Source organism: Enterobacter sp. ECC-175, from assembly GCF_043968675.1.
Classification (GTDB): domain Bacteria; phylum Pseudomonadota; class Gammaproteobacteria; order Enterobacterales; family Enterobacteriaceae; genus Enterobacter.
In genome coordinates this window covers 1,176,256-1,188,592 of record NZ_CP143776.1, presented here as the reverse complement: position 1 = coordinate 1,188,592, position 12,337 = coordinate 1,176,256, and the positions used below count along the sequence as shown (strand labels likewise).

11 protein-coding genes and 1 tRNA gene are annotated in these 12,337 nt (G+C 46.6%); 7 read left to right on the top strand and 5 right to left on the bottom strand.

The features are described from left to right. Positions 1-579: 579 nt before the first annotated feature. From V1599_RS05585 to V1599_RS05575, 3 genes are all read left to right on the top strand, one after another. Positions 580-2,679, top strand: coding sequence for a DEAD/DEAH box helicase family protein (locus tag V1599_RS05585; protein WP_395301158.1), 2,100 nt, complete (start codon positions 580-582; stop codon positions 2,677-2,679). Positions 2,680-2,873: 194 nt separating this feature from the next. Beyond that, positions 2,874-4,895 carry an AAA family ATPase gene (locus V1599_RS05580; RefSeq protein WP_395301157.1) on the top strand — a complete coding sequence of 674 codons (2,022 nt, stop codon included), beginning with the start codon at positions 2,874-2,876 and terminating at the stop codon, positions 4,893-4,895. Beyond that, positions 4,895-5,350, top strand: a complete 456-nt coding sequence (locus tag V1599_RS05575; protein WP_395301156.1) for a hypothetical protein — start codon at positions 4,895-4,897, stop codon at positions 5,348-5,350. The genes V1599_RS05580 and V1599_RS05575 overlap by 1 nt, the downstream gene beginning before the upstream one ends. Positions 5,351-5,496: 146 nt before the next feature. Here V1599_RS05575 and V1599_RS05570 read toward each other — a convergent pair. From V1599_RS05570 to rraB, 4 genes are all read right to left on the bottom strand, one after another. Continuing rightward, positions 5,497-5,581: transfer RNA gene (locus tag V1599_RS05570), tRNA-Leu, on the bottom strand. A 105-nt stretch (positions 5,582-5,686) separates the two neighbouring features. Then, positions 5,687-6,418 carry a topoisomerase II gene (locus V1599_RS05565; protein ID WP_395301155.1) on the bottom strand — a complete coding sequence of 244 codons (732 nt, stop codon included), beginning with the start codon at positions 6,416-6,418 and terminating at the stop codon, positions 5,687-5,689. 30 nt (positions 6,419-6,448) lie between these two features. After that, complete coding sequence (gene miaE / locus V1599_RS05560) at positions 6,449-7,207, bottom strand: tRNA isopentenyl-2-thiomethyl-A-37 hydroxylase MiaE (RefSeq protein ID WP_395301154.1); 759 nt, start codon at positions 7,205-7,207, stop codon at positions 6,449-6,451. A gap of 46 nt (positions 7,208-7,253) precedes the next feature. Continuing rightward, on the bottom strand, positions 7,254-7,679 hold the full coding sequence (gene rraB, locus V1599_RS05555; protein WP_112013258.1) for a ribonuclease E inhibitor RraB: 426 nt from the start codon (positions 7,677-7,679) through the stop codon (positions 7,254-7,256). Positions 7,680-7,778: 99 nt separating this feature from the next. Between rraB and V1599_RS05550 the strand changes: the two genes are divergently transcribed. Both V1599_RS05550 and argF read left to right on the top strand, forming a co-directional pair. Beyond that, positions 7,779-7,874 carry a hypothetical protein gene (locus V1599_RS05550; protein ID WP_395301153.1) on the top strand — a complete coding sequence of 32 codons (96 nt, stop codon included), beginning with the start codon at positions 7,779-7,781 and terminating at the stop codon, positions 7,872-7,874. Then, the gene (gene argF, locus V1599_RS05545; RefSeq protein WP_395301152.1) at positions 7,844-8,848 is read left to right on the top strand and encodes an ornithine carbamoyltransferase; all 1,005 of its coding nucleotides are present in this window, start codon (positions 7,844-7,846) and stop codon (positions 8,846-8,848) included. Before V1599_RS05550 ends, argF begins: the two co-directional genes overlap by 31 nt. A 105-nt stretch (positions 8,849-8,953) precedes the next feature. Here the strand turns inward: argF and V1599_RS05540 are convergent, their stop codons facing one another. Continuing rightward, positions 8,954-9,406 carry a YhcH/YjgK/YiaL family protein gene (locus tag V1599_RS05540; protein WP_112013260.1) on the bottom strand — a complete coding sequence of 151 codons (453 nt, stop codon included), beginning with the start codon at positions 9,404-9,406 and terminating at the stop codon, positions 8,954-8,956. A 675-nt stretch (positions 9,407-10,081) separates the two neighbouring features. On the opposite strand from V1599_RS05540, the gene arcA reads away from it, so the two are divergent. Then, a complete protein-coding gene (gene arcA, locus V1599_RS05535; RefSeq protein ID WP_395301151.1) occupies positions 10,082-11,302 on the top strand; it encodes an arginine deiminase in 1,221 nt (406 codons plus the stop codon). Between the two features lie 10 nt (positions 11,303-11,312). Continuing rightward, entirely contained in the window at positions 11,313-12,224 is a 912-nt protein-coding gene (arcC, locus tag V1599_RS05530) for a carbamate kinase (RefSeq protein WP_112013262.1), read from the top strand. Positions 12,225-12,337 lie beyond the last annotated feature (113 nt).

Genomic DNA, 12,337 nt, shown 5'->3' with positions numbered 1-12,337 from the left:
TCCTAAATACTATACAAAAACAGAGAATTAGAAAAGCTTTTTATTTATCTGATACATCATAATATTTTATGCGTTATCATCAGCAAAAAAAAGGACCGCTTTTATTGTTTAAATAGACTAAAACGGAAATATTAGTGAAGGAAATAAATAATTTTTCACCAATATTTAAATTATGAATTATTTCTTTTTAGATGGCTTCCCTCAGCCTATTGAAAGTAGTTGGAGATGATATATGCTACCCCGCTGAATAAATATATTTATTCCGCTCGATAATTTATTTATATTCGCATTAAACATATAAACTTCTCTTATGTAAAATAACCTCTATTTAAATGCCATCCCTATATTTCTGTCAACAAACCTTCCCAACCAATTTTATCTTTAAATTATGGAAATTAACTTCTGCGAAATGTAAAATATGTGAGCTTTATATCAAAAAAAGAAGAACTACTATAGTTAGTAGCAGTCTTCCTGATAAAATATATCTTGCATAAACAACCACAATAAGATATAAGCATGATATAATTCAAGGTAATATTAGAAATCATTCTATAACATTATAATAGGACGATCATTTTAATGCTAAGAAATGCTGCTTTAAAATATACCTATTCTTCAGAAGATAGCTCAATTGTTAAAGATTTTTACATCCCAGCACTAAAAAATGCATCTTCATACGATCGTGCGGTTGGTTTTTTTTCTTCATCTTCCTTGAGTATAGCGGCAAGAGGTTTAGCCCATTTACTAATTAATGGGGGTGGAATGCGGCTGATAATCGGTTATCCAGTCAGTCCTGAAGATTTTGAAGCTATTAAGTCAGGGGTGAATACCCAAAAACATTTTATTGAAATAGAAGAAAAAACTAATAACTTTTTAGAAAATATGATGGACATGTTAGAGTGCCGTCGCTTTGATGCTCTTTCCTTTCTCGTCGCCTCAAAACGCCTTCAAATTCGGTTCGCATTTAGACCTAGAGGAATGTATCACGAAAAAATTGGTATTATTCGAGATGTTAACTATGATCGTATAGCATTTATTGGTTCTGCGAACGAAACTGAGAGTGCATTAAATGACGATTTAAACTCTGAATCAATTAACTCATATTTTAGCTGGGATGAGCCGATTTATAAACATTATGGCCTAGAAATAGAAGAACGTTTTGAAAAACTCTGGAATGATCAGCAGCCAGTCACAAAAACTATTCCTGCAAATAACAATTTCATAAATATACTAGCTAGGTATCATTCTGGTAAAGAAATCTCTACTATTTTCAAAGCCCTAGAAGAAATTGAAAATAGTGTGAGTGATAAAGCCACTCCTCATTTTGATTGCTTACCATCGCTGCCTAGTTTTATCGGAAAAAATAAATACCAACTACGACCACATCAGAAAAATTCTTTAAATGAGTGGGTTAAGAATAAATATCATGGAATTTTAAAACTAGCAACTGGGGCAGGAAAAACTATTACTGCTTTGCATGCCTGCACAATACTAACTTTAAATGATTTTTTTAAGCGCGGTTTATGTATTATTGTTGCAGTGCCATATCAAGGCTTAGCGGAGCAATGGCAGGAAGAAATGAAATCGTTTAACATGCATTCTTTGCTATGTTACAAATCACAATCACTGTGGTTACAACCCCTTAAAAATAAGGTTTCTGAATTTAACTTATCTACAACTAAAACTTTTTTAGCTATAATTGTTGTAAATGACACATTAAAAAAAGAATCCTTCATCACTGAAATAAATAAAATCAATGCAGAACGAATCTTATTCATTGGTGATGAATGTCATAATCATGCGAATAAAAAAACAATTGAATCATTGCCGGCTGCAAAGTTACGTCTAGGATTATCTGCTACACCGTGGACAGATGGTGAATTAGATAAAAAAGAGCTGCTGACAAGTTACTATGGAGATATTGTTTCACAATATGGTTTGAAGGAAGCGATAGAAGATAACGTATTGTGCCCCTATGATTACTTTCCCATTCCATGTGAAATGAATGATGAAGAAGCTGACAAATATGAAGATCTATCAATAAATATTGCTAAACTAGAAGCAATCAAAGATTCTGGTTTAAGTATCAATGATGAAGCCTTGATGCATCTGTATCTTAAACGTTCTAGATTGTTAGGTGGCCTCACTTCTAAGCTTTTAACTTTAGAATCTATAATTGTCGAGAATGGGCGTCAAACGCATACCTTATTTTATTGTGGTGAGGGTGGGGTAGAAGGTTTACAGGAAAACGATGAAAGAAATATTGATGAAGTAACAAAAATTTTGCATAAATGGGGCTGGCGCACATCCAAATTCACAAGTGAACAATCGTTATCGATGCGAAAGAAAATCATGGTTACTTTTAAAAATGGTGAGATTGATGCGTTAGTCTCTAAAAGAGTATTAGATGAAGGGATTGACGTTCCAGCATGTAGCCAAGCTTTTATCATGGCAAGTACTCGCAATGAAAGGCAATATATTCAACGTCGTGGGAGAGTTTTACGACATTCTCCTAACAAGCAAAAAGCAATTATTTATGATTTTATATCCTTACCACCCCGTAATCGGGAGCAATCTTGTTTTTTGTCACTTATTAATCAGGAGCAAAACCGTGTTAGAGAATTTTCCTCATTAAGTTTAAATAAATTAAAATTGGATATTGATTATGTGCCTAGATAATATAAAAGAATTTTTACAACAAATTTCAAACGACGCGAGTCTATTAGAGAATGATCACGATATTATTGACAATACTATACATGAAATAATTCGCGCAGAAAAAAAATATTCCTATGGTTTAGATATGACTACACAGCACAACAGACAAGATGAAATAGAAAGAATTGTATTAACTGCAATCGAGGCCGTAAATAATGAAAATAAAAAGAATTAAGCTTGTTAATTTCCGCCAATTTTTTGGGAAGAATAACATTATTGAGTTTTCAGTTGACCCTTTACGTAATGTGACATTAATACACGCTGAAAATGGGGTTGGGAAAACAACTATACTCAATAGTATTTTATGGTGCTTTTATGGTAAATTCACTGACGATTTTGAACACAAGAATAATATTGTTAATATAGATGCCTTGGCAAGTGGTGTAAACGAATGTGAAGTTGAAGTTGAATTTATTCACGAAGGAGAAAATTACAGCGCGACGCGTAAATATAATCAAAGTACTCGTAACACAACCCTGAGTTTATTTGCAATAAGCAACGGTGATTACCAGCCACTATTAAGCGATCGAACATTACTTAATAGTGTTATTCCTGAAGAAATGGCAGAATACTTCCTTTTTCATGGTGAAGGCATATCTCAGCTACAAGATGATACTACTAACTTCAGAGATGCTATACGCGATATATTAGGTTTTAGCCTTGCTGAAAAAGCTATTGAGGACTTAAATAATATTAAGAAAAAATGGCATGCGCAATTACAAAAAATAAATGCCAATGAAAAAAAATATATTAGGCTAAATCAAGACTTACTATCTCTTGAGAAAAATCTCAAAGAAAAATTATCTTTCCGCAATGAAATAAATATTACGATTAATGAATTAAAATTAACAAAAAAAGAAGTTAGCGATGCGATTATTGATTGTAAAATACTCGACGCAATCGATCTAAAAAAAGACATATCCCGATTGGAAATGGATTCAAACAGGAGAAACATAGACTTATCTCGTGAAAACAGAAAAAGACAAAAACTAATAAATAATTATGGATGGAAGATCTTTGGAAGCGAATTAAGCAAAAAAAGTTTAGATTTCATAGATACATCTACGCTGTCGGGAAAAATACCTGCGCCATATGACGAAACGTTGGTTAATGACATACTATCCATGAATAAATGTATTTGTGGTCGAGAGGTCAGTGTTGGAACAGCAGAATACAATACTATTGTCAATCTAATAGATCGTGCTAATACTGCAGATTTAAGAAACAATATAATCAAAGCCAGATCTTTTTCAGAAACTATAGGAAATAACGCGAAAGAATTTATTAATGAGTATAATGATATTAATGCTAAAATAAAATCTATCAATCATGAAATAGCTGATATTACTGCTAGGTTAGATGCCCTCAACATTAAAATAGACAGTATCGATGATGCTAAACTAAAAAATTTAAGAACCAGAGAACGTGAAATTTCTAATAAGCTAGAAAACTCAGAACTTGCTTTTAGCTCTACTTCACGTGAAATAGAAAAGCTTAATGCGGAAATAATACAGCTGAAGCTTCTAATAGATAAAAACTCCCCTAAAGACTCCAACAGCCTTAAGCTAACACAATCTATTTATTTTATCGAAAAGTTAATAAATGCATGCTGTAAAAAACTTAAGGATACCGAGGATAACTCTAAAGGTATAATCAAAAAATATGTTGATGATATATTACTTAACTTTAGCAGGAAGGATTTCTCTGTAAAAATAGACAGCAATTTCAATTTTCAACTTATACGTGCTGATGGTGGAATCGTAGCTAAAAGTAAGGGTGAGAAGCTGCTGCTTAATTTAGCATTTGTTTCTGCATTAATTAAGCTCGCGGCAAAGAGAAGTAAAGCAGAAGGCAAGTTTCTCCAGCCAGGCACAGTTGCCCCATTTATTATCGATGCTCCATTTGGGGAGCTTGATGAAACGTATAGACGAGCTACAGCCCATTTCTTACCTGAAAACTCTGAGCAACTAGTTCTTTTACTTTCATCTTCTCACTGGCGAGGAACAGTTAGTGATGCGATAAAGAACAAAGTTGGTCGTGAATATTTACTAATATCCAACAAGAAATCTGAACGTGGAAATAAACCCCTTGATGAAATAATCATCAATGAGAGAAGCTATACACAATCTATCTACGAAAGTGATTTCGATGGTACATCTATTTGGGAATTAACATAATGGCAACATTCTATTTTGATAATAAATATAGTATTATAAGTGCTAAACTAGCCGATGAAAAAGTTGTTAAAACAGGCGATAAAATTTTTAATAGTTTTGTCGATCTTGCAGTTTTCGCGGCTATTGTCGCGATCAACAAGACTCCAACTCCGATAGAAAAAAATGGTCGAGAAATTCCTGATCGTATTTTCATTAGTAATCACAAGGAAGGTCTCGTATATATGATAGCGCTTATGGATACTAAAGACCCATACATCTTAAAGGATGAAAGAAAGTGTTGGAAAATATTCCAAGAATATGCAAATACGGGTATGTCAGAGATAGCTGGATGGCTAACAGATAATCCAACCGACATTACTGGAGTAGATACCTTATTGAATATAATTGCCAATAGAGCATCTAATTTATTAGATATAGAAGAGATAAGTCAGCAACTACCTGATATTGATTTTTGAAAGGTATTCCCTGTTTAAACACAAGCAAAAGAACAGGGAATAGCTAATTTTTTAAATGAATTCAAAAATTACATCAACATGTAAATTTGTGAAAGATTTTATCTTTTACACTGAATTTTTAATATTGTAATTTGATGATTGAATAGTGGTGCCGAAGGCCGGACTCGAACCGGCACGTATTTCTACGGTTGATTTTGAATCAACTGCGTCTACCGATTTCGCCACTTCGGCACTGAAGGGGATGCGGAAACGTTGTGGATTATACCTGTCGCGCGCCGCCATGCAAGCGACGACGCGCTAAACCTACGCTAAGTGCCCAAAAAACCAGCGCAGCCGTCAGTCCAGCTCGGACACCGCCAGGCGAATCACGCCTGCGGCCTTGTGCTCCGGCAGCTTCAGCACCTTCGCCCACATCTCCTGCACCATATCGCAGGAAAGCTTCTCCTTGCCCACCGCGTTCTCCGGCATCTGCAGCAGCTGGATGTCCTCGCCGTACTTATCCGCCAGCGCTTTCATAATCGGCCGCACGTCTGCCACGGCGGCTTCACGCTCTGCCGGCGTCACCGTGTGGCGGTTCTTCCCGTAGGCCGCGCGCATCATGTCCGCGTCGGCCTGCATCCGGCGGGCCATCATCGCTTTATCCAGCACGCGCATCGGGTTTACGCCGCCCTTCACCGCCGGGTAAAGGAAGCGGAAGCAGGCGTCGTCGCTCACCTTCTGGATGGCGGCGGTCTGCTCCATGTTGGCCTTCATGTAATCCACCACGTTGGCGTCCGGGGCGTGCTGCAGGCGCGACATCTGCAGCGTCAAAATCTGCGGCTGGATCACGTCGATGATGTGCTGTTCAGACTCCCCCATCTTCTGCATGGTGAGGATCTGCTCGCGGATGCGCTGCTGGAACGCGGGCTCCTGCTCTTTGATCACCTGCCAGGCGGGCATCGCGTTGAGGGTGGTATCAAGCTGCTGCTCGGGGGTTTGCTGCTGACGCTGCTTGTCGAAATAGACCCAGAAGGCCACGGCGGCGGCAATCACGGTAACCAGAACAATACGAATCCACGTTTTATTCATCTCGCATCCTTATCCTTTAGCTCTGCCGGTTTACACCGGCACGCCGCTGTGGAAGCGAAACTCGCTGTCCGGTGTTGAGATAAGTGTGGCTTCAATTTCGCCAAAATGCTGCACCCGGTGTGAGATATCCTTGTCACTCACATTTTGGGCAAGCGTCAGATAGTCCTGATAATGCCGCGCCTCCGAGCGCAGGAGCGAAAGATAGAACGCCTGCAAATCGTCGTCGAGGAACGGAGCCAGCGCGGCAAAGCGCTCGCAGGAGCGGGCCTCGATGTAGGCGCCGCAGATGAGCTTGTCGATCAGCGTCAGCGGTTCGTGGGTACGCACTTCCTTCAGCATCCCTTTGGCGTAGCGGCTGGCGGTGATTTTGACGTACGGAATGTCGCGGGCCAGCATCATCTCGCGCACCTGCCAGAAGTGGTGCAGCTCCTCTTTGATCAGCAGCACCATGCTGTCGATAAGCGCCTGGCCCCACGGGTCGTCGGTTTTGGGCATCACGCTTTTAGTAATCTGCTTATGAAGCGCAATGAAGTCCGGCACCGGGCCGTCGCGGAAGGTGAACAGTTCGTAGGGTTTGAGCCACTCGAGCAGCGCGTCGGCACCGCTCTCGTCGGCGACGTATTTACGCACCAGCAGCAGCGCGGTCTGGGCGGCCTTGAGCTCGCACACCATGTGGTCGGTGAGCAGCAGCGGCAGGTTTGCCGGGTCGCGGGCTTTATCAATCCATGCTTGCGGGGTCGGGCACTGGACGAAGTTGAGTACGGGGGCGAGTATCTGCGGGTAATCCATGGTTCTGCCTTGAAAAAGCGGTGGCGCGCGCCACCGCCTGAAACGCTTAGTGACGCACGCCGTCGTCGTCTTCGTCGACGTAGTCTTCGTCGTCGCCTTCTTCACCCTCTTCGCCGTTCGGATCTTCGAAGTAGGTTCCCCAGCCGTCGTACTCCACCTCAAACTTCTCGGCCAGGTTCATCAGCTGTTCAACCTGCGCGTCGATCAGCTCCGCCTTCAGCGCGCCCTCGCTCAGGATATCGCAGCAGATGACGGTATCGCCCTCTTCCACTTCCAGCTCTTCCGGCTCGGTCACTTCGTAGCCCAGCTTGAAGGCTTCCACCGCCAGCTTTTCCAGCGCGTCGAAATCGTCCGCAGAGAAATGGTGCTCGATGGTGTACAGCGCGTCCGGATCGCTTCCGTCTTCCAGCAGTTCTTCAATAATCAGGCGCGTCTCTTCGCGCTGCTCTTCCAGATGTTCCGGGTTTGCCATGGCTCAATCCTCTTTAAAGTGCGGCAGATACTTCTATTTTCACACACGGACGTGTTTGCCTCCACCTTTGTAAGAAAGATTTGTGAAACAGGGTTGCAAATGAATAATTACACATATAAAGTGAATTTTAATTCAATAGGTGGCGTTTGCCATGCGAGGACAAAATGGCCGATCTGTATAAGAAACACTTTCTGAAATTGCTCGACTTCACTCCTGCACAGTTCACCTCTCTGCTGACCCTTGCCGCAAAGCTGAAGGCCGACAAGAAAAAGGGCCAGGAAGTACAAAAACTAACCGGTAAAAACATCGCGCTCATCTTCGAAAAAGACTCAACCCGCACACGATGCTCTTTCGAAGTTGCCGCATATGACCAGGGCGCGCGCGTCACGTATTTAGGGCCGAGCGGCAGCCAGATTGGGCATAAAGAGTCAATTAAGGATACCGCGCGCGTGCTGGGGCGGATGTATGACGGCATTCAGTACCGCGGCCACGGTCAGGACGTGGTCGAGACGCTGGCGCAGTACGCGGGCGTGCCGGTGTGGAACGGGCTGACCAACGAGTTCCACCCGACGCAGCTGCTGGCGGACCTGCTGACCATGCAGGAGCACCTGCCGGGCAAGGCATTCAACGAGATGACGCTGGTCTACGCGGGCGACGCGCGCAACAACATGGGCAACTCGATGCTGGAAGCCGCGGCGCTGACGGGGCTGGATCTGCGCCTGGTGGCGCCGAAGGCCTGCTGGCCGGACGCGAGCCTGGTAGCGGAGTGCAGCGCGCTGGCCGAGAAAAACGGCGGGAAGATCACCCTGACGGAAGACGTCGCGGCGGGCGTGAAGGGCGCGGACTTTATCTATACCGACGTCTGGGTGTCGATGGGCGAACCGAAAGAGAAGTGGGCGGAGCGGATTGCGCTGCTGCGCGGCTACCAGGTAAACGCGCAGATGATGAAGCTGACCGGCAACCCGAACGTCAAGTTCCTGCACTGTCTGCCCGCGTTCCACGACGACCAGACCACGCTCGGCAAGCAGATGGCAAAGGAGTTCGATCTCCACGGCGGCATGGAAGTGACGGACGAGGTGTTTGAGTCACCGGCCAGCATCGTGTTTGACCAGGCGGAAAACCGGATGCACACCATTAAGGCGGTGATGGTGGCGACGCTTGGGGAGTGATAATCCCCTCACCCCGGCCCTCTCCCCAAAGGGGCGAGGGGGTAAAGACGGCTCGGTGCAGTCCCCTCTCCCCTGTGGGGAGAGGGTTAGGGTGAGGGGGAAAGGTCACTCCACCAGCATCTTCACCACCACCTTCCGCACCTTCGCAGGCGCACCCACCGCGCACAGCGGCTTGTGCACTTCTCCCGGCCAGAACACCACAAAATCCCCTTCGCTGAGCACTACGGTTTTCTCCTGCTCGCCCTCCGGCAGGAACGCAATGTCTTTGTCCGCCAGCCAGTCGGTGTCCGGCGTGCCGTGCGGCAGGGTGCTGAAGGTCATCCCTTCCTGGCCCTTCATGACGATCTGAATATCCAGGTAGCGCGCGTGATACTCGGCGCGGCGTTCGGCGAACGGCTGGGTCATGTCCTCAGAAACCAGGTAGAACAGGCTGTTGCCGTTGATGTCGTGCTTGCCGAGCGGGGTTGCCTCGGTGACGTGTGCCTTGACGTGCTCGATTGCCTGGCGCAGCGCTTCCGGCAGCCAGGGCTGCAGATGGTGGATGTTGCCAATAATCATGTCTAAACCCTCAATGTAAAACAACGTTTCATTTTTATCTCTTATACGAGAATCCAAGCTGTCCTACCACCACTTTTTCAACGAGATTTGCGCGGGCGCATGTTTATCGGGAAATGTGTTAACTGCCTGTTAATCGCCGTCAGGCAATTATGCACACGCTATGCATAACGTCGTTTGAAGGCTTATCGGTGACTGCACCTAAGATCCTGATCTTTTACTGTTAATAACAAAACTCACTGCCATATCACAGTTTGGCACTCTGATTATTTGCTATTAAAAACCATAATTATTTTATGATTTTCCTTAAGTCGAAAATAGTTAATTGCCTATTTTGCATAGCCATTCCAGGCATCCAATCAAAACCCTATAAATCAATAGGATAGGAATATATTTCAGAATATTAATATCTACAAAATAATAACAACATCAAATAATGCCGACCAAACATGCTTAGGTATTCATCCGCAAATACTATTCAATTAATCATTATCTGATACGCATCATGCAAATCAAAACAAACTCCTTAATATCCATTTTCGCGTGAGCGATATCACACTATTCGTTATTTAAGCGCCTACTATAAATCCCGAAATCAATTGAGCTTAGCCGCCATGAAATAAATAAATGCCATGGCGCATGCCCTTTTTATTCTGAAAAACAGTTAAAGGAATAATTATGGAAAAGCATTACGTCGGTTCTGAAATTGGTCAATTGCGTAGCGTTATGCTGCACCGCCCGAATTTAAGCCTGAAGCGCTTAACGCCGTCTAACTGTCAGGAGCTGTTATTTGATGACGTGCTCTCGGTTGAACGCGCGGGTGAAGAGCATGACATCTTCGCAAACACGCTGCGCGAGCAGGGTGTGGAAGTCCTGCTGTTAACCGACCTTCTCACCCAAACGCTTGATATTGCAGAGGCAAAATCCTGGCTGCTTGAAACGCAAATCTCCGACTATCGCCTCGGGCCCACCTTCGCAGGGGACGTGCGCGGCTGGCTGGCGGATATGCCGCACCGCGAGCTGGCGCGCCGGTTAAGCGGCGGATTAACCTACGGTGAAATTCCGGCGTCGATTAAAAATATGGTGGTGGATACCCACACGGCAAATGATTTTATTATGAAGCCGCTGCCGAACCATTTATTTACCCGCGACACCTCATGCTGGATTTATAACGGCGTCTCAATTAACCCGATGGCCAAAGCGGCGCGTCAGCGTGAAACCAATAACCTACGCGCAATATATCGCTGGCACCCGGCGTTTGCCGACGGCGATTTTATTAAGTATTTCGGCGACGAAAATATTAATTACGACCACGCCACGCTGGAGGGCGGCGACGTATTAGTCATTGGCCGCGGCGCAGTCTTAATCGGCATGTCCGAGCGCACCACCCCGCAGGGCGTCGAGTTCCTCGCCAACAGCCTGTTCAAACACCGCCAGGCCGAGCGCGTGATTGCCGTTGAGCTGCCAAAACACCGCTCCTGTATGCACCTCGACACCGTGATGACCCACATCGACGTGGACACGTTCTCCGTCTACCCGGAAGTGGTGCGCAAAGACGCCCAGTGCTGGACGCTCACCCCGGACGGGCGCGGCGGTCTGCAACGTACCCAGGAAACCGACCTGCTACACGCCATCGAGAAAGCGCTCGGCATTAACCACGTCCGCCTGATCACCACCGGCGGGGATGCCTTCGAAGCCGAACGCGAGCAGTGGAACGACGCCAACAACGTGCTGACCATCCGCCCCGGCGTGGTGATTGGCTACGAGCGCAACGTCTGGACCAACGAGAAGTACGACAAGGCGGGCATCACCGTGCTGCCCATCCCGGGCGACGAGCTGGGGCGCGGGCGCGGCGGCGCGCGCTGCATGAGCTGCCCGCTCGAACGCGACGGAATTTAAAGGAGCCATCATGGAAAGAAAACCCACTCTGGTCGTCGCGCTCGGCGGTAACGCATTGCTGAAGCGCGGCGAGCCGCTGGAAGCGGACGTCCAGCGCCAAAACATCGAGCTGGCGGCCCGCACCATCGCAGGATTAACAGCGCAGTGGCGCGTGGTGCTGGTTCACGGCAACGGGCCGCAGGTCGGGCTGCTGGCGCTGCAAAACAGCGCTTACGACAAGGTTGCCCCCTACCCGCTCGACGTTCTCGGCGCCGAAAGCCAGGGAATGATCGGCTACATGCTCCAGCAGGCGCTTAAAAATGCCCTGCCGCAGCGCGAGGTGAGCGTCCTGCTCACGCAGGTGGAGGTGGACCCGGCCGATCCGGCCTTCGCCAGCCCGACCAAGTACATCGGCCCGATCTACACCGACGCGCAGGCGAAGGCGCTGGCCGCGGAGAAAGGCTGGATCTTCAAGGCCGACGGCAGCGCCTTCCGCCGCGTAGTGCCCTCTCCGCAGCCGAAGCGGATCGTCGAAAGGGATGCCATCACGGCGCTGATCCAGCGCGACCACCTGGTGATCTGCAACGGCGGCGGCGGCGTGCCGGTGGTGGAAAACGCCAACGGCTATCGCGGCGTTGAGGCGGTGATCGACAAAGATCTCTCCGCCGCGCTGCTGGCCCGCCAGATAGAGGCCGACGCCCTGCTGATCCTTACCGATGCCGACGCGGTGTACCTCGACTGGGGCAAGCCGACCCAGCGCCCGCTGGCGCAGGTCACGCCGGAGCTGCTCAAAGGCATGCAGTTCGACGCCGGATCGATGGGGCCGAAGGTGGCCGCCTGCCGCGAGTTCGTTGAAGCCTGCAACGGCATTGCCGGGATCGGCGCGCTGGCCGACGGCGCGGAGATTTTGGCGGGCGAGAAAGGCACGTTGATTCGTAACTGAATAACTTCCCCCTCACCCCTGCCCTCTCCCCAAAGGGGAGAGGGAGCAAACCATCCCCTCGCCCCTTTGGGGAGAGGGTTAGGGTGAGGGGTCAGGTCTTAGACATTAATTTA